The 16,516-nt window shown below is 60.5% G+C and carries 16 protein-coding genes; 12 read left to right on the top strand and 4 right to left on the bottom strand.

Annotated elements, in window-relative coordinates; all coding sequences use genetic code 11:
- The first annotated feature begins 62 nt into the window (after positions 1–62).
- Positions 63–926 carry a helix-turn-helix transcriptional regulator gene (locus ACI2JR_RS01440; protein ID WP_462477662.1) on the top strand — a complete coding sequence of 288 codons (864 nt, stop codon included), beginning with the start codon at positions 63–65 and terminating at the stop codon, positions 924–926.
- On the opposite strand, the gene ACI2JR_RS01435 is transcribed toward ACI2JR_RS01440, so the two are convergent.
- Positions 907–2,994 (bottom strand): helix-turn-helix transcriptional regulator, encoded by a 2,088-nt coding sequence (locus ACI2JR_RS01435; RefSeq protein WP_462477661.1) that lies wholly within the window; start codon positions 2,992–2,994, stop codon positions 907–909. The two genes, ACI2JR_RS01440 and ACI2JR_RS01435, sit on opposite strands and share 20 nt — an antisense overlap.
- A 172-nt stretch (positions 2,995–3,166) precedes the next feature.
- On the opposite strand from ACI2JR_RS01435, the gene ACI2JR_RS01430 reads away from it, so the two are divergent.
- Positions 3,167–4,336 (top strand): M20 aminoacylase family protein, encoded by a 1,170-nt coding sequence (locus ACI2JR_RS01430; protein ID WP_462477660.1) that lies wholly within the window; start codon positions 3,167–3,169, stop codon positions 4,334–4,336.
- Positions 4,337–4,362: 26 nt separating this feature from the next.
- Positions 4,363–5,754, top strand: a complete 1,392-nt coding sequence (locus ACI2JR_RS01425) for an MFS transporter (RefSeq protein ID WP_462477659.1) — start codon at positions 4,363–4,365, stop codon at positions 5,752–5,754.
- Here ACI2JR_RS01425 and pspF read toward each other — a convergent pair.
- Entirely contained in the window at positions 5,745–6,731 is a 987-nt protein-coding gene (gene pspF, locus ACI2JR_RS01420; RefSeq protein ID WP_165905646.1) for a phage shock protein operon transcriptional activator, read from the bottom strand. The genes ACI2JR_RS01425 and pspF overlap by 10 nt on opposite strands.
- A 162-nt stretch (positions 6,732–6,893) precedes the next feature.
- Between pspF and pspA the strand changes: the two genes are divergently transcribed.
- The 8 genes from pspA (at position 6,894) to ACI2JR_RS01380 (ending at position 14,104) form a co-directional block, all read left to right on the top strand.
- Positions 6,894–7,559: a phage shock protein PspA gene (gene pspA, locus ACI2JR_RS01415; RefSeq protein WP_132726379.1), complete on the top strand. Its 666-nt coding sequence runs from the start codon at positions 6,894–6,896 to the stop codon at positions 7,557–7,559.
- A 139-nt stretch (positions 7,560–7,698) separates the two neighbouring features.
- Positions 7,699–7,923 (top strand): envelope stress response membrane protein PspB, encoded by a 225-nt coding sequence (pspB, locus tag ACI2JR_RS01410; RefSeq protein WP_132726376.1) that lies wholly within the window; start codon positions 7,699–7,701, stop codon positions 7,921–7,923.
- Positions 7,923–8,282: an envelope stress response membrane protein PspC gene (pspC, locus tag ACI2JR_RS01405; protein WP_132726373.1), complete on the top strand. Its 360-nt coding sequence runs from the start codon at positions 7,923–7,925 to the stop codon at positions 8,280–8,282. The genes pspB and pspC overlap by 1 nt, the downstream gene beginning before the upstream one ends.
- 19 nt (positions 8,283–8,301) lie before the next feature.
- The gene (gene pspD, locus ACI2JR_RS01400; protein ID WP_132726370.1) at positions 8,302–8,520 is read left to right on the top strand and encodes a phage shock protein PspD; all 219 of its coding nucleotides are present in this window, start codon (positions 8,302–8,304) and stop codon (positions 8,518–8,520) included.
- Between the two features lie 204 nt (positions 8,521–8,724).
- Positions 8,725–10,122, top strand: a complete 1,398-nt coding sequence (locus ACI2JR_RS01395) for a YcjX family GTP-binding protein (protein WP_132726367.1) — start codon at positions 8,725–8,727, stop codon at positions 10,120–10,122.
- Complete coding sequence (locus ACI2JR_RS01390) at positions 10,119–11,180, top strand: TIGR01620 family protein (protein WP_462477658.1); 1,062 nt, start codon at positions 10,119–10,121, stop codon at positions 11,178–11,180. Before ACI2JR_RS01395 ends, ACI2JR_RS01390 begins: the two co-directional genes overlap by 4 nt.
- Positions 11,181–11,378: 198 nt before the next feature.
- The gene (gene tyrR, locus ACI2JR_RS01385) at positions 11,379–12,920 is read left to right on the top strand and encodes a transcriptional regulator TyrR (RefSeq protein ID WP_132726361.1); all 1,542 of its coding nucleotides are present in this window, start codon (positions 11,379–11,381) and stop codon (positions 12,918–12,920) included.
- A 113-nt stretch (positions 12,921–13,033) separates the two neighbouring features.
- Positions 13,034–14,104, top strand: coding sequence for an AbrB family transcriptional regulator (locus ACI2JR_RS01380; protein WP_165905645.1), 1,071 nt, complete (start codon positions 13,034–13,036; stop codon positions 14,102–14,104).
- Positions 14,105–14,164: 60 nt separating this feature from the next.
- On the opposite strand, the gene tpx is transcribed toward ACI2JR_RS01380, so the two are convergent.
- Positions 14,165–14,671 carry a thiol peroxidase gene (gene tpx / locus ACI2JR_RS01375; RefSeq protein WP_462477657.1) on the bottom strand — a complete coding sequence of 169 codons (507 nt, stop codon included), beginning with the start codon at positions 14,669–14,671 and terminating at the stop codon, positions 14,165–14,167.
- A gap of 103 nt (positions 14,672–14,774) precedes the next feature.
- On the opposite strand from tpx, the gene ycjG reads away from it, so the two are divergent.
- Positions 14,775–15,740 carry an L-Ala-D/L-Glu epimerase gene (ycjG, locus tag ACI2JR_RS01370; protein ID WP_462477656.1) on the top strand — a complete coding sequence of 322 codons (966 nt, stop codon included), beginning with the start codon at positions 14,775–14,777 and terminating at the stop codon, positions 15,738–15,740.
- On the opposite strand, the gene mpaA is transcribed toward ycjG, so the two are convergent.
- Positions 15,731–16,444: a murein tripeptide amidase MpaA gene (mpaA, locus tag ACI2JR_RS01365; protein WP_132726351.1), complete on the bottom strand. Its 714-nt coding sequence runs from the start codon at positions 16,442–16,444 to the stop codon at positions 15,731–15,733. The genes ycjG and mpaA overlap by 10 nt on opposite strands.
- Between the last annotated feature and the right edge of the window lie 72 nt (positions 16,445–16,516).

Raw genomic sequence — 16,516 nt, 5'->3', positions numbered from 1 at the left:
GTCTTATCGGGATACTATAAAAGTAGAGACATTATCAGGGTATAAATACTAACAGGCTGACGATGACTGACTCTTCAACACATGCACTTGGTGAATTTTTGCGGGCGCGACGCGGGCGACTCGACCCGGCAACGTTCGGCTTTCAGCCCGGCCGTCGGCGCACGCCCGGGCTACGGCGTGAAGAGGTGGCCCAGCTGGCGAACATCAGCCCGACCTGGTACACTTGGCTGGAGCAGGGACGCGGGGGCGCGCCGTCGCGGGAGGTGCTGGGGCGTATTGCCAGCGGCCTGCGGCTGACCACGCCGGAACGCGATCATCTGTTTATTCTGGCATTTGGTCATCCTCCGGAAACCCGGCTGATTGTCTCGGATGATATTACCCCGCGGTTACAGCGGGTTATCGATGCGTTTCCCGTGCCGGCGATCGTCAAAACCGCCACCTGGGACGTTATTGCGTGGAACCATGCCGCGGCCCGTGTGCTGACGGATTACGCCCAGCTGCCGCTGGCGGAGCGCAATATCCTGCGCCGCCTGTTTACCGATAGCCAGGCGCGGAGCGTGCTGGAAGACTGGCAGTCCGTAGCGCGCCTTATTGTCAGCGCCTTTCGCGCCGATGTGGCGCGGGTGGGTAACTCGCCCGATACCGAACGACTGATCGCTGAGCTTTCGGGCCAGAGCGCGGAATTTGGCGCCTTCTGGCGGAGCAACGATGTTGCCGGGCATGGTGAAGGCTTTAAGCGGATGCAGCACCCGCAGATCGGTATGATTGAGCTGGAGTTTTCCACCTTTGCCGTTGAAGGGCGCCCGGATCTCAACATGCTGGTCTTTAATCCGGCCAGCGAAGAGAGCCGGATTAAAATTCAGGCGTGGGTGAATCAACCCACGCCCACCTGCGCAGATGATGCCGTTATCCATTCAGCGGGGTGAACTCATACAGCGCCAGGGCGTTACTCTCCAGCGAGTCGACGATCTGCCAGCGGGTATCCGGCCTCTCCTCTGAGACGCTCAGGTCCGGCCTGGCCTTGTGCATTAGCCATTGATAACCCTCCTCGTCCGGGCCGCTGTGGCTGCGAAAGGCTTCAAAGAGCGGGAATAATGCCCCGTGGTGCCGATCGAACAGATGCTGCTTAATCCGCCAGCGTCCCGCTTCAAGACCGGACAGCTGAATGCTGTAGGGCTGACTGAAACGCTGGATAAAGGCCTCTTCGCTGGAGAGCCAGGGGTTGAACACCACCGTATTGCGTAACAGCAGCTGATAGTGCCCGTTGTGGCGCAACAGCAGCAGGTTTTTATCATTGACCAGCACTTCCCCCCGCAGCCGTCGCCATAGCCACGAGAGCAGCCACAGGGGAAGGGTCAGCTGACGCTGGCGCAGGGCGCTGTGGATCTGGCGTAGTTTATGCACCGGGTAGTTTTCGCTTGCGGCCAGCTTACTGCTATCCAGCTGAGCGAGATCCAGTAGTTCGTTGGCGTCGGCCTGGCAGGCGAGGAAATCGGCTTCGCCAGGAATCGGCGATTGCAGCAGGGGATCGTCGTCAATGGCGTTTTCCGGGAAGCGATGCCAGACCCCCAGCTGCGGCTGCGGCAACGAGGCCCGCAGGACCTCGCGCTGCTGCCGCCAGGCGTGCTGGCGCGCCTCTTCGCTGGCCTGCGGCGACCAGTGCCAGACAAACCGCCAGCTGGCGAGGGTTGCCGCAGGGAAATGGTCAGCGGCGAGGCGGAGAAAGCGCTGTAGCAAATCGCAGCGGGTGGTGATCCCGGTATGCAGAATCACCCCCCAGCCCATTTTCGCCAGCCAGCTGAAAATGTGCTGCAGATTATACCAGCAGGCGTAGCCCGCCATCTGCGGATCGTCCCAGCCGGTGGCGAACAGCCGGCTGCTGAGAAAGGGATCGTGGATATCAATGGCGTAGACCGGCAGCGTTTCGTGCAGCCGTTCCAGTTCGTGACGGACATCTTCTCGTAGTAAATCATCCAGTTCACGCACCGTTACCACCATGCGGGTATGGCGTAACGACGCCGCGCGGGCAGGGAGCTGGCGCAGGTCAATCTGGCGGGTCTGCTGCGGGCTCAGCGGCGGCGGCGGGTTGTCCCAGCCGCTGCTCTCCGGTTCATTCAACCGGGCGTACAGACGCTCGACGGCGACCGGCTGCCAGACCTCGGCCTGGCTGGCGCGCGGACGCGCGGCCTCAAGGACAACCTGCGGATGCTGCTGGCGGAACTGGCGCGGCGTTAACCCATGCAGGCGTTTAAACAGGTCGCTCATAATGCGGGTACTGGCAAACCCGTGTTCCAGGGCAATCTGCTGTACCGGTTTACGGGTGGCGATGAGCTGCCCGGCCGCCTTGTTCAGGCGTAACGCGGTGAGATACTGCATAAAGCTCATGCCGACCTCTTTGCGAAACAGACGCGACAGCCAGGCTTCGGAGACCAGTTCCGCTGCGGCGATTTCATGCAGCGAGAGCCGACGCTGGTAGCTGGCGTCGATGCGCGCCACCACCCGGGTAATACGGCGGCTCCAGCTATCCGCCCCGCGCCGGGGGCCGGAGGCAATGGGCTGGCTGAAGCGGGTGGCCAGCAGCAGGGCTATTTCGCTGAGCCAGCGGTTAGCCTCCAGGCGATAGCGGGCCTGGTGATTAACCAGTTCAACGACTAACAGCTGGCGCATCAGGCGGCGCAGATTGGCATCGGCGTCGCGCGTTTCGGCGCTAACCCGGTAGTCGACGGTAAAAAAATCGCCGTCGAGGCGCGTCAGCCAGCCGCCGGAGAGGGTCAGCAGCATGACCGCGTTGGCGGCCGGCGCATGCAGGCTCCAGCGATGGTGGCGGTTGACTATCGTCAGTTCGTCCGGCGATAGCCGCTGTTTCAGGTCGCCGTCGTGCAGCTCAAGCTGGCCTTCGAGAACCCACAGCAGCGTCAGCGCATCGCTCTCCGGCTGACTGTAGTGACGAATGTCGCGCACCGCGACGCCAAAATCCCCTGAATGGTGCTCCACCGTGGTCTCCTCTGCAGGACAAAAAATAACAGGTTATTTTTTGTCATAACCGATTTGTATGAAAAACACTCATTAATAATCCGTCAATATAAAACAAAAAACAGCACTTTAAAGCCAATAAGGCAGCATAAACTCGAAAGTGTCGCGCAAACACAACAAAGGGATAACAAAAATGACGCATCCACTTATTGAGGCATTACAGGTTAATGAAGAGCAGTTTATTGCCCTGCGCCGCCGCTTCCATCAGCAGCCGGAGATCGGCTTCGAAGAACATAAAACCAGCGATGAAGTCGCCCGTCTGCTGAGCGAATGGGGCTATGACGTACATCGCGGTCTGGCGGGGACCGGGGTGGTCGGGACCTTAAAGGTGGGCAACGGCGAACGTCGTCTCGGTCTGCGGGCGGACATGGACGCCTTACCGATGCAGGAAGCGAGCGGCAAAGCCTGGGTCAGCCTGGTCGATGGCCGTTTTCATGGCTGCGGTCATGACGGGCATACCACCACGCTGCTGTACGCCGCAGAGTATCTGGCGCGCACGCGTCAGTTTAACGGCACGCTGCATCTGATTTTTCAGCCTGCCGAAGAGCTGCTGTACGGCGGCCGGGTGATGGTGGAAGATGGGCTATTCGATCAATTCCCCTGCGATACCCTTTTCGGCCTGCACAACATGCCGGGACAGGCGCTGGGCAAAATTGGCCTGCGCGACGGCGCGATGATGGCCTCCTCGGATACCCTGCATATTGAAGTAAAAGGCATAGGCGGCCACGGCGCGGTGCCGGAACATACCGTCGACGCCACGCTGGTGGCCTGCCATATCACCCTCGCACTGCAATCTATCGTCTCGCGCAATATCTCGCCATTTGAGGCGGCGGTGGTCACCGTCGGCAGTATTCAGGCCGGGCATGCGCCGAACATCATTAACGATAAGGTGCTGATGAAGCTGACGGTACGCACCCTGAACGAGCAGGTGCGCGAGACGGTCCTGCAGCGGATCCACGATATTGCCGTCGCCCAGGCGGAAAGCTTTAACGCCAGCGCCACGTTGACCCACGTTAACGGCAGCCCGGTGCTCAGAAACGATCCCGTCGCCAATGAGATGGTGCGTAGCGTGGCGACGGCGCTGTTCGGCGCGGAGCTGGTGGGTGAGGTGAAACCGTTTATGGGCAGCGAAGATTTTGCCTTTATGCTCGAGCATAATCCCAACGGTTGCTACTTCACTATCGGCGCCGGGGACGAGGCGGAGCGCTGCATGGTGCATAACCCCGGATACGATTTTAACGACCGGATCCTGCTCAAGGGCGCGGCGCTGTGGTGCGCCCTGACAGAACATTATCTGCGTTAACCATCCGCAACGGGGAGGATCGAATAATGAGTTCCGTATCTCTGGCCGAATCACCGTTTGTGGGCACCGACCGCCTGCTGGCGGGAATTGTTTTGAGCGTTTTGACCTTCTGGCTGTTTGCCCAGTCGGTGATTAATGTCGTTCCGGCGATGAAAAGCAGCCTGGATATTTCCCTCGAGACGCTGACGTTAGCCGTTAGCCTGAGCGCCTTATTCAGCGGCTGCTTTGTGGTCGCCAGCGGCGGGCTGTCGGATAAGTTTGGCCGCATGCGTATGACCCATATCGGCTTGCTGTTAAGTATTATCGGCAGCGCGCTGCTGGTGCTGGCCCAGGGGCCAGGGCTGTTTCTGACCGGGCGCGTTTTGCAGGGGCTGTCGGCGGCCTGCATCATGCCGGCGACCCTGGCGCTGATTAAAACGTGGTATGAAGGCAAGGCGCGGCAGCGCGCGGTAAGCTTCTGGGTCATCGGCTCGTGGGGCGGCAGCGGTTTGTGTTCCTTCGTTGGCGGCGCGATCGCGACCGGCCTCGGCTGGCGCTGGATCTTTGTTTTTTCGATCGCCGTCGCGCTGGCGGCTCTGCTGCTGCTCCGCGGCACGCCGGAAAGCCGCAGCCAAAGCGCCCAGCGGCAGAAGCTGGATATCAGCGGCCTGTTGAGCCTGATTATTTCGCTGGTACTGTTGAATCTGTTTATCAGTAAAGGGCACGGCTGGGGCTGGAGCAGCGGCCTGTCGCTGACGATGCTTGCCGGTTCGCTGCTGTCGGCGAGCTATTTTATCCGCAGCGGGTTGCGCAAAGGGGACGCGGCGCTGATCGATTTTGCCCTGTTTCGTAACCGGGCCTACGGTGCCGCCGTGCTGTCGAACTTTATGCTCAACGGCGCGATCGGCACGATGATGATCGCCAGCATCTGGCTACAGAAGGGGCACAATATGAGCCCGCTGGAAACCGGAGTGATGACCCTGGGATATCTGGTCACCGTGCTGGCGATGATCCGGGTCGGGGAAAAGCTGCTGCAGCGTTACGGGGCCCGGCTGCCGATGATGACCGGACCGGTGGTTACCGCCGTCGCGATCCTGTTTATCTCCTGTACCTTTCTTGATAAGTCGGTCTACATCGTGACGGTGTTTCTCAGCAACGTGCTGTTTGGCCTCGGGCTGGGCTGCTATGCCACTCCGTCGACGGATACCGCGGTTTCCAACGCGCCGGAAAGCAAAATCGGCGTTGCTTCAGGTGTTTACAAGATGGGCAGCTCGCTGGGCGGGGCGATGGGCATTGCGGTGACGGCGTCACTTTTTGCGCTATTTTTACCCCTCGGTATGGCCAGCGCGGCGCAGTATGCGCTGTGGTTTAACGCGGCGCTGTGCCTGGGGGCGATGGTGGTCAGCGCCCTGATGCTGCCGCGTACGCCTCAGAGCTGATGCTTTTTCAGCAGCGCCCGCAGCTGGTGGTAGGTTAACCCGAGCAAATCTGCCGCCTGTTTCTGATTGTACTTCGCCTGCTGGAGGCTGGCCTGCAGCAGGCTTTTTTCTTGCCGGAGCTGGAAGGCGCGCAGATCCAGCGGCAACGCTGGCTCGTCCGGGACGGCGACAGCGGCAGGCGCTGGCTGTTGCTGATGAAAAGGGTTGATGATGATGTTATCCAGTTCGCTGTCGCTGGTGCCGTGGCGATAGACGGAGCGCTCCACCACGTTTTTTAGCTCGCGAATGTTGCCCGGCCAGCGGTAGCCGAGCAGCGTCTGCGTGGCGCGCTCGCTGAAGCCCGGGAACAGCGGCAGCCCAAGTTCCCGGCACATCTGGATGGCGAACTGATTCGCCAGCAGCATGATGTCGCTCTGTCGTTCGCGCAGCGGCGGCAGGTGTACCACGTCAAACGCCAGGCGGTCGAGCAGGTCGGCGCGAAATTGGCCCGCTGCCACCATCTGCGGCAGGTCGGCATTGGTCGCACACACCAGCCGCACGTTGACCTGTAGCGGCTGACTGCCGCCGACGCGCTCCAGTTCGCCATATTCAATCACCCGCAGCAGCTTTTCCTGCACCAGCATCGGCGCCGTCGCCAGTTCATCCAGAAACAGCGTGCCGCCGTCGGCGCGCTCAAACCGCCCCGGATGGCGTTTGCTGGCGCCGGTAAATGCCCCGGCCTCATGGCCAAACAGTTCAGTATCGAGCAGGTTTTCATTCAGCGCCGCGCAGTTGAGAGAGATGAACGGTCCCTGCCAGCGCGATGAGAGAAAGTGCAGACGATTGGCGATAAGCTCTTTACCGGTGCCGCGTTCGCCGATAACCAGCACCGGCTTATCCAGCGGCGCCAGCCGTGAAACCTGCTCCAGCACCTCGAGAAAGCTGTTGGCTTCGCCGAGCAGGTTATCCTTGTATTCAGCCATGATGAAATTCGCCATTTAGTCGTGTGATTCACCAGGTCACTGTAGCAACCCGCTGTGCAGATAACAACCACATCTTTTAAAATCAACAAGATAAAAAACTGGCACGGGATTTGTATTAGTATCCGCAAGTATCGACGCAGGCCGCGGCCTGATATCAGAACTATGAGGACTTAAATTATGGGTATTTTTTCTCGTTTTGCCGACATCGTGAACGCCAACATCAACTCCCTGCTGGAGAAAGCGGAAGATCCGCAGAAGCTGGTGCGACTGATGATCCAGGAGATGGAGGATACGCTGGTTGAAGTGCGTTCGACCTCGGCGCGCGCGCTGGCGGAAAAGAAACAGCTGAGTCGCCGGATTGAACAAGCGCTGGCCCAGCAGGCCGAGTGGCAGGAAAAAGCCGAGCTGGCGCTGCGCAAAGACAAAGAAGATCTGGCCCGTGCGGCGCTGATCGAAAAACAGAAGCTGACCGATCTCATCGCCAGCCTGGAAAATGAAGCGCAGATGGTTGATGAAACGCTGACCCGGATGAAGAAAGAGATTGGCGAGCTGGAAAACAAACTGAGCGAAACGCGCGCTCGCCAGCAGGCATTGACCCTGCGTCATCAGGCGGCCAGCTCTTCCCGCGACGTTCGTCGTCAGCTGGACAGTGGTAAAATTGATGAAGCGATGGCGCGGTTTGAGTCCTTCGAACGCCGCATCGATCACATGGAAGCCGAGGCAGAAAGCCATGGTTTCGGCAAACAGAAAACGCTGGACCAGCAGTTTGCCGACCTGAAAGCGGACGATGAAATCAGCGCCCAGCTGGCGGCGTTGAAAAGCAAAATGAATCAAAATAACTAATGAAATACGCGCATTCCTTTAGCCGGCGCGGATAAGGCGGTCATCCCGCCAGCGGAGACCGCCACCGACCAGGCCAGCTGAAGGATGACGCGATGCGGCGCTGTCATGCGCCGCCGCTCACTCACTGTAAGGAGTACACATGAGTACGCTTTTTATTGCCATACCCCTGACGCTGTTTGTGCTGTTTGTTTTACCGGTGTGGCTCTGGCTGCATTACAACAACCGCACTGCGAACGGCAGCCTGTCGCAGAATGAACAGCAGCGTTTGTTGCAGTTGACCGATGACGCTAAGCGCATGCGCGAGCGTATTCAGACGCTGGAAGACATTCTGGATGCCGAACATCCGAACTGGAGAGACAAATAATGGGCGGACTGGATCTGAATAAAAAGCTGTGGCGCGTGCCGCAGCGCGGCATGGTCAAGGGCGTCTGCGCCGGGATTGCGCAGTACCTGGATGTGCCGGTCAAACTGGTGCGATTGATTACCGTGCTGGCGATGATTTTTGGCCTGTTTTTCTTTGTGGTGGTGGCGTACATCATCCTCACTTTCGCGCTTGACCCGATGCCGGAAAGCGAACTTTACGGCGAGAAAAGCCCCTCCAGCGGTGAGCTGCTGGCGGAGGCGGACCGCGAGCTGGCGGCCAGTGAACGCCGCCTGCGCGAAATGGAACGTTACGTCACGTCCGATACCTTTACGCTGCGCAGCCGTTTTCGCCAGCTGTAACTGACAACTGAGGTCACGCATGAACATCAATTGGCAGCAGACCGGGCAAAAAGTGAAACCCGGTCTGAAAATCGCGGGTAAGCTGGTTCTGCTGACCGCATTACGTTATGGCCCGGCGGGCGTTGCCGGCTGGGCGGTGAAATCGGTGGCGCGTCGGCCGCTGAAGATGCTGCTGGCGGTGGCCCTTGAGCCGTTGCTCAGCCGTCTGGCGCGCCGTCTTACCCGCAGCATGAAATAAGGCGCCACGGGGAGAGGGCGCGGTATTTTTTGAAAATGGGGTGAGGCGGTATACAAAATGACGGCAGTACAGCGCGCTCTGCGCGAGGATGTCGCGCCGCCGACCACGACGAACTGCCCGCAGAACGACCGCGATATATTCGGCTTATCCTCACCTAATAGCTTATAATCACAGCACTTTCCTTCAACGCATAACGGGATGGCAATGAAGCGACTCAAAACTGAATTCAATGCGCTGGTCAACCGGGGTGTTGACCGGCATTTGCGTCTGGCGGTCACCGGCCTGAGCCGCAGCGGGAAAACCGCCTTTATCACCGCGCTGGTGAATCAACTGCTGAATATTCATTCCGGGGCGCGACTGCCGTTGTTGAGCGCGGCGCGCGAAGAGCGCCTGCTGGGCGTCAAACGCGTTCCGCAGCGTGATTTCGGCATTCCGCGCTTTACCTATGACGAAGGGCTGGCGCAGCTGTATGGGGCGCCGCCGGTCTGGCCGACGCCCACCCGCGGGGTGAGTGAAATCCGTCTGGCGCTGCGCTACCGCTCCAGCGAATCGCTGCTGCGCCACTTTAAAGACACCTCTACCTTGTACCTGGAAATCGTCGATTATCCGGGGGAGTGGCTGCTCGATTTACCGATGCTGGCGCAGGATTATCTCAGCTGGTCGCGACAGATGACCGGTCTGCTGCAGGGGCAGCGTGAAGAGTGGTCCGCGCGCTGGCGTCAGCTGTGCGCAGGCCTGGATCCGCTGGCCCCGGCGGAGGAAAACCGGCTGGCGGAGATCGCCGCCGCGTGGACGGAGTACCTGCACGCCTGCAAACGTGAAGGGCTGCACTTTATTCAGCCGGGGCGCTTTGTGCTGCCCGGCGATATGGCCGGCGCGCCGGCGCTGCAGTTTTTCCCGTGGCCGGATGTTGACGCCATCGGCGAGGCGAAGCTCGCCCAGGCGGATAAACACAGCAACGCCGGAATGCTGCGCGAACGCTTTAAATATTACTGCGAAAAAGTGGTTAAGGGCTTTTACAAAGACCACTTCCTGCGTTTTGACCGCCAGATTGTGCTGGTGGACTGCCTGCAGCCGCTGAACAGCGGGCCGCAGGCCTTCAACGATATGCGTCTGGCGCTGACTCAGCTGATGCAGAGCTTCCATTACGGTCAGCGAACCCTGTTCCGCCGTCTGTTTTCCCCGGTGATCGACAAGCTGCTGTTTGCCGCGACCAAAGCCGACCACGTCACCGTCGATCAGCACGGCAATATGGTTTCCCTGCTGCAACAGCTGATTCAGGACGCCTGGCAAAATGCCGCGTTCGAAGGCATCAGTATGGACTGCCTGGGGCTGGCGTCGATTCAGGCGACGCAGAGCGGGCTGATTGAGGTCAACGGCGAGAAAATCCCCGCCCTGCGCGGCGACCGGCTGAGCGACGGCCAGCCGCTGACTATCTACCCCGGCGAGGTGCCGGCCCGCCTGCCGGGTCAGGCGTTCTGGCAGCAGCAGGGGTTCCAGTTTGAGAACTTCCGCCCGCGGGTCATGGACGTTGATAAGCCGCTGCCGCATATTCGCCTGGATGCCGCGCTGGAATTTTTGATTGGAGATAAATTGCGATGAGCGAACCGTTAAAACCGCGTATCGACTTCGACGGACCGCTGGAAGCGGCGAAAATAGATGCGCTAAAATCTGCCCGCGCTTTTGACGACCTGGAGGCGGAAAAGTTTGCCCCGGCGCGGCTCGATGCCCTGGAGGAGGAAGACGGAGCGGCGGAAGCGGTAGTGGAATCGGTACTGCGGCCGAAACGCAGTTTATGGCGTCGGATGGTCAGCGCCGGGCTGGCTATTTTTGGCGTCAGCGTGGTGGCGCAGGGCGTACAGTGGACCCTGAGCGCCTGGCAGACCCAGGACTGGATTGCGCTGGGCGGCTGTGCCGCCGGGGCGCTGATTATCGGCGCCGGCGTGGGCTCGGTCGCCACCGAATGGCGGCGGCTGTGGCGCCTGCGCCAGCGCGCCCATGAGCGCGATGAGGCCCGGGACCTGATGCACAGCCACGCGGTCGGGAAAGGGCGGGCGTTTTGCGAGAAACTGGCGCAGCAGGCCAGCCTGGACCAGGCGCATCCGGCGCTGCAGCGCTGGTACGCGGCGATTCATGAAACGCAGAACGATCGCGAAGTGGTCAGCCTGTATGCGCAGCTGGTGCAGTCGGTGCTGGATGCGCAGGCGCGGCGGGAAATCAGCCGCTCGGCGGCGGAATCAACCCTGATGATCGCCGTCAGCCCGCTGGCGCTGGTGGATATGGCGTTTATCGCCTGGCGTAATTTACGCCTGATCAACCGTATCGCCGCGCTGTACGGCATTGAGCTGGGTTATTACAGTCGTCTGCGCCTGTTCCGCCTGGTGTTGCTCAATATCGCCTTTGCCGGCGCCAGCGAGCTGGTACGGGAGGTGGGCATGGACTGGATGTCGCAGGATCTGGCGGCCAGGCTGTCGGCCCGTGCGGCGCAGGGCATCGGCGCCGGGTTACTGACCGCGCGCCTGGGGATTAAAGCGATGGAGCTGTGCCGGCCGCTACCGTGGATCGCCGAGGATAAACCGCGACTGGGGGATTTCCGTCGCGAACTGATCGGCCAGCTGAAAGAGACCCTGCAGAAAAGCAAAGCCAGCGCGGAGAAGTAATTCCGTTTATCGCCGTCGCGGAGAAGCGACGGCTTTTTACTATCCCTGACGCTGAAATGCGTCGCTGAAGGTATAGCTTTACGCCACAACGGCCGTTTTTCCGCCATGCTGTCAATAATTGTTGACAGCTATCTTCACGCCAGCAAATAACTGTCCTATTATTCATCCGTCATTGGCCTTTTTAGGGTGAAAACTCCCATGCGTCTTGAAGTCTTTTGTGAAGACCGTCTTGGTCTGACTCGTGAATTACTCGATTTGCTGGTGCTCCGCGGGATCGATCTGCGCGGCATTGACATTGATCCTGTTGGCCGAATTTATCTCAATTTCGCCGAGCTGGAGTTTGCCAGCTTCAGCAGCCTGATGGCGGAAATCCGTCGTATCTCCGGGGTGACCGACGTGCGTACCGTGCCGTGGATGCCGTCGGAGCGTGAACACCTGGCGCTCAGCGCGCTGCTGGTGGCGATGCCGGAGCCGGTGCTGTCGCTGGATACCAAAGGCAAGGTCGAGCTGGCGAACCCCGCCAGCTGTCAGCTGTTTGCGCAGAGCCAGGAGCGGCTGCGTAATCATCCGGTGGCGCAATTGATTACCGATTTTAACATCCCGCGCTGGCTGGAGAGCGGCCCGCAGGAGTCGCACAGCGAACATGTGGTGGTCAACGGGCAGAACTTCGTCCTGGAAATCACCCCGGTCTATCTGGAAGGCGAACACGGTGAGCGGGTGCTGACCGGAGCGGTGGCGATGCTGCGCTCCACCGTGCGTATGGGCCGTCAGCTGCAAACCATGACGACGCAGGATACCAGCGCCTTCAGCCAAATCCTTGCCGTTGGCCCGAAAATGCGCCATGTCGTCGAGCAGGCCCGCAAGCTGGCGATGCTCAGCGCGCCGCTGCTGATCGTCGGCGACACCGGCACCGGTAAAGATTTGCTGGCCCACGCCTGCCATCTGGCCAGCCCGCGGGCCAGCAAACCCTATCTGGCGCTGAACTGCGGATCCATCCCGGAGGATGCCGTCGAAAGCGAGCTGTTTGGCGATGCCATTCAGGGGAAAAAAGGCTTCTTTGAGCAGGCTAACGGCGGCTCGGTGCTGCTGGATGAAATTGGTGAAATGTCGCCGCGGATGCAGACCAAGCTGCTGCGTTTCCTCAATGACGGCACCTTCCGCCGGGTGGGCGAAGATCACGAGGTTCACGTCGATGTGCGGGTGATCTGCGCGACGCAGAAAAACCTGGTCGAGCTGGTACAGAAGGGGCTGTTCCGCGAGGATCTGTACTATCGCCTCAATGTGCTCACCCTCTACCTGCCGCCGCTACGCGACTGCCCGCAGGATATCATTCCGCTGACTGAGCTGTTTGTCGCCCGCTTTGCCGACGAGCAGGGGATCCCGCGGCCGAAGCTTTCCGCCGATCTCAGTACGGTCCTGACGCGCTATAGCTGGCCCGGCAACGTTCGTCAGCTGAAGAATGCGGTGTATCGGGCGCTGACCCAGCTGGAAGGCTTTGAGATACGGCCGCAGGACATCCTGTTGCCGGACCACGATGTCGCCTCGTTACCGGTCGGCGAAGAGGCGATGGAGGGGTCGCTGGACGATATTACCCGCCGCTTCGAGCGCTCGGTGCTCACCCAGCTGTACCGCAGCTTCCCCAGCACGCGCAAGCTGGCCCGGCGCCTCGGAGTATCGCATACCGCGATTGCCAACAAGCTGCGCGAATATGGCCTGAGCCAGAAGAAAGGCGAAGAGTAGTTCTCCCCACCGGCTGCGCCCGCGGCCGGTGTCTGCTTTGTGCAAAAGGGGGTTCTGCCTGGCGCGCAATTCTGTATATACTCCGTTTTTATTCATTTTTTCCAGGAATACGGATGTCAACTTCGCCTGGTCATCTGCTTCAGTGGATGAAACTGCTGGCACTCTCTGCCGGGCTCTCGTTTGTGTTGTTCTGGTTTCATCTGCCCGCGGCGCTGCTGCTGGGGCCGATGATCGCCGGGATAACCTTGAGCCTGCGCGGGGCGAATATTCGCGTCTCCCGTCCTTTTTTTATTGCCGCGCAGGCGATTATTGGCTGCATGATTGCCCGCACGCTGACCCCCTCTATCTTTGGCGTCCTTCTCGGCCACTGGCCGCTGGTCCTGTTGATTCTCGTCTCCACGCTTGTCGTTAGCGCGCTGGCGGGGTGGCTGCTGGTGCGTTACAGCGCGCTACCCGGGGCGACCGGCGCATGGGGAAGCTCGCCGGGCGGCGCGTCGGCAATGGTGGTGATGGCCCAGGATTACGGCGCCGATGTGCGGCTGGTCGCCCTGATGCAGTATCTGCGGGTGCTGTTTGTCGCCGGGGCGGCGGCGCTGGTGGTGCGTTTTGCTTTAGGCGGCGATGCCCAGGCGCTGACCCAGCAGATCGTCTGGTTTCCGCCGATCACGTGGCAGCTGCCGTGGACGCTGCTGCTGACGGGGGCGGCCGGCTGGCTGGGGCTGAGAATGCGTTTCCCTTCCGGGGCGATGCTATTCCCGATGCTGGCGGGCGCGGTGGTGCAGGGGGAAGGCTGGCTGATGCTGGAACTGCCGGAATGGCTGCTGGCGCTGGCTTATGCCGCCATTGGCTGGAGCGTTGGGCTAAAGTTTAATAAAGAGATCTTCTTGCTGGCCCTGAAGACGCTGCCGCAGATTATCGCCTCCATTATCGGTCTGATCCTGCTCTGCGCGCTGATGGCCCTGGGGCTGACGCGGGTGCTGCCGCTCGATTTTATGACCGCCTATCTGGCCACCAGCCCCGGCGGGCTGGATACGGTGGCGATTATTGCCGCCGGCACCCGGGCTGACATATCGTTTATCATGGCGATGCAGACCTTGCGGCTGTTCACTATTCTGCTGACCGGCCCGGCGATTGCGCGATTTATTTCCCGCTATGCGCCGCGGAAAGAAAAAAGCCTCCGCTAAACGGAGGCTTAGCATAGCCGGGTAAGGGAGGCCGCTCCTGACCCGGCGAGTAGGGCGCGATTAGCCTTTCAGCGAGGCCAGCGCCGCGTCGTAGTCCGGCTCTTCGGTGATTTCGTTGACCAGCTGGCTGTAAACAACCTGGTCATTTTCATCAATAACCACCACCGCACGCGCGGCCAGACCGGCCAGCGGGCCAGCGGAGATCGCGACGCCGTAATCTGCCAGGAACTGCGGCGCGCGCAGGGTGGACAGGGTGACGACATTGTTCAGGCCTTCCGCGCCGCAGAAGCGCGACTGGGCGAACGGCAGGTCGGCAGAGATGCACAGCACAACGGTGTTATCCAGCTCGGATGCCAGTTGGTTGAATTTACGTACCGATGCCGCGCAAACGCCGGTATCGATGCTCGGGAAAATGTTCAGTACTTTACGTTTGCCGGCGAACTGGCTCAGCGCGACGTCAGAGAGATCTTTGGCGACCAGCGTAAACGGCTGCGCTGTCGCGCCTGCCTGCGGAATGGTGCCCTGAACAGAAACGGGGTTGCCCTGGAAATGCACGGTTTGTGACATGTTTATCTTCCTGTTTACATATAGTTAACGTCACGGGTAGTGTATGACATCCGTTATCGGCACGGCAAATCCTATTTAATGTTTCCCCTGGAGGAACCTGGGAATGCGAAACCTGCGAGTCTATGAAGAAGCCTGGCCGCTGCATACGCCTTTTGTGATTGCCCGCGGCAGCCGCAGCGAGGCGAAGGTGGTGGTGGTGGAAGTGGAAGAGAACGGGGTGAAGGGCGTGGGGGAGTGTACGCCGTATCCGCGCTATGGTGAGAGCATTGCCTCGGTGATGGCCCAGATCCTTACCATCGGCGAGCAGCTGGAAAACGGCGCGACCCGCGAACAGCTTCAGCATCTGCTGCCGGCCGGGGCGGCGCGCAACGCCGTGGATTGCGCATTATGGGATTTGCAGGCCCGCAGCGTGGGTAAAACCCTTCCACAACTGCTTGGCGTGGCGCTTCCCAACCGGGTGGTGACGGCGCAGACGGTGGTGATTGGCACAGCCGAACAGATGGCGGCCAGCGCCGCGGCGCTATGGCAAAAGGGCGCCATGCTGCTGAAGGTGAAGCTGGATGACCATCTGATCAGCGAACGGCTGATCGCCATTCGTAATACGGTGCCGGAGGCGACGCTGATTGTCGATGCCAATGAATCCTGGCACAGCGATGGCCTGGCGGCACGCTGCCAGCTGCTGGCGGATATTGGCGTGGCGATGCTGGAACAGCCGCTCCCGGCGGATGCCGACGATGCGCTGACGAACTTTATCCACCCGCTGCCGATCTGCGCCGATGAGAACTGCCACACCCGTGCCAGTCTGCCGAAGCTGCGCGGACGCTATGAGATGGTGAATATCAAGCTCGATAAAACCGGCGGCCTGACCGAGGCGCTGTTTCTGGCGCAGGAGGCGGAACAGCTGGGGTTTGAACGCATGCTTGGCTGCATGCTTTGCACCTCGCGGGCCATTTCCGCGGCGCTCCCGCTGGCGCCGCTGGCCCGCTTTGCCGATCTGGATGGCCCGACCTGGCTGGCGGTGGATGTTGAACCGGCGCTGCATTTCAGCACCGGGGTACTTCACCTTTGAGTATGCCAGTGCAGCAGGTCAGTCATCGCCGACAGGTGCTTTTCCGTGGCCTCGTCGGCTGAGATGGGCGGAAACTCGGCGGTAATGCAGGGCAGGCCGATATCGGCGCACCAGCTGCCAAAAGATCCGGGAGTTTCGTAACCGACGCTGCTCACCAGCGGTAGCGCAAAGGCGTCGGCCAGCCACTGACCCAGCTCGCTGTGGCCGGGATCTTCAATGCAGGCCAGGGGATCGTGAAACGACACCACCCACGCCGGGTGGATCTGATGGATCAGCTGGCACAGGGCCTGCGTCTCCGGTTCTGAGGCGGGTTTTTCGCCGGTCAGCAGGACCACGTCGCGCTGTTCCGCCGCGCTATTCCAGCGATAGACCGTTTCCCCTTCCTTCCAGTTAGCCGCCGGAAAATTGCGGTTAAGATCGACGCCGCGGGCGTTGGCGCGTAGCCCCAGCTGGCAGCCGTCAGGGTTCACCGCCAGGACGACATGATGGCGACGCAATTCCGGTTTTAGCGTGCGTAGCGCACAGGAAAGCGTCACGATCGAGGAGTTTTCATCGCCATGGGTACCGGCAAGAATCAGGCCGCTGCGGCTGTCCGCCAGCGGTGCCGGGAACCACAGTAGTGGCGCGCCAAGGTGTGACTGACCATAGCGTTGGGTGCCGGGCGGGAAGGCACCGCGCAGAGGGCGGGGACGAGAAACGGGCATAGGGCATCCTGTTAGCAGGTTATTTTCTGCAGTGTTGTGTAAAAGCGCCCCGGAATCAAATAGTTTCCTGAG

The sequence above is a fragment of the Klebsiella sp. NPDC088457 genome, from assembly GCF_044900465.1.
In the GTDB taxonomy this organism is placed as follows: domain Bacteria; phylum Pseudomonadota; class Gammaproteobacteria; order Enterobacterales; family Enterobacteriaceae; genus Klebsiella.
Note: the sequence above shows the minus strand (reverse complement) of the source record. Positions and strands in the feature narration are given on the sequence as shown.

Excerpts from the sequence above, each read along its gene's own strand:
- ycjG (WP_462477656.1), top strand. The coding sequence starts at position 14,775 with ATGCGAAACCTGCGAGTCTATGAAGAAGCCTGGCCGCTGCATACGCCT.
- ACI2JR_RS01390 (WP_462477658.1), top strand. The coding sequence starts at position 10,119 with ATGAGCGAACCGTTAAAACCGCGTATCGACTTCGACGGACCGCTGGAA.
- pspA (WP_132726379.1), top strand. The coding sequence starts at position 6,894 with ATGGGTATTTTTTCTCGTTTTGCCGACATCGTGAACGCCAACATCAAC.
- mpaA (WP_132726351.1), bottom strand. The coding sequence starts at position 16,444 with ATGCCCGTTTCTCGTCCCCGCCCTCTGCGCGGTGCCTTCCCGCCCGGC.
- pspB (WP_132726376.1), top strand. The coding sequence starts at position 7,699 with ATGAGTACGCTTTTTATTGCCATACCCCTGACGCTGTTTGTGCTGTTT.
- ACI2JR_RS01430 (WP_462477660.1), top strand. The coding sequence starts at position 3,167 with ATGACGCATCCACTTATTGAGGCATTACAGGTTAATGAAGAGCAGTTT.
- tyrR (WP_132726361.1), top strand. The coding sequence starts at position 11,379 with ATGCGTCTTGAAGTCTTTTGTGAAGACCGTCTTGGTCTGACTCGTGAA.
- pspC (WP_132726373.1), top strand. The coding sequence starts at position 7,923 with ATGGGCGGACTGGATCTGAATAAAAAGCTGTGGCGCGTGCCGCAGCGC.
- ACI2JR_RS01395 (WP_132726367.1), top strand. The coding sequence starts at position 8,725 with ATGAAGCGACTCAAAACTGAATTCAATGCGCTGGTCAACCGGGGTGTT.
- ACI2JR_RS01425 (WP_462477659.1), top strand. The coding sequence starts at position 4,363 with ATGAGTTCCGTATCTCTGGCCGAATCACCGTTTGTGGGCACCGACCGC.
- ACI2JR_RS01440 (WP_462477662.1), top strand. The coding sequence starts at position 63 with ATGACTGACTCTTCAACACATGCACTTGGTGAATTTTTGCGGGCGCGA.
- ACI2JR_RS01380 (WP_165905645.1), top strand. The coding sequence starts at position 13,034 with ATGTCAACTTCGCCTGGTCATCTGCTTCAGTGGATGAAACTGCTGGCA.
- pspD (WP_132726370.1), top strand. The coding sequence starts at position 8,302 with ATGAACATCAATTGGCAGCAGACCGGGCAAAAAGTGAAACCCGGTCTG.
- pspF (WP_165905646.1), bottom strand. The coding sequence starts at position 6,731 with ATGGCGAATTTCATCATGGCTGAATACAAGGATAACCTGCTCGGCGAA.
- tpx (WP_462477657.1), bottom strand. The coding sequence starts at position 14,671 with ATGTCACAAACCGTGCATTTCCAGGGCAACCCCGTTTCTGTTCAGGGC.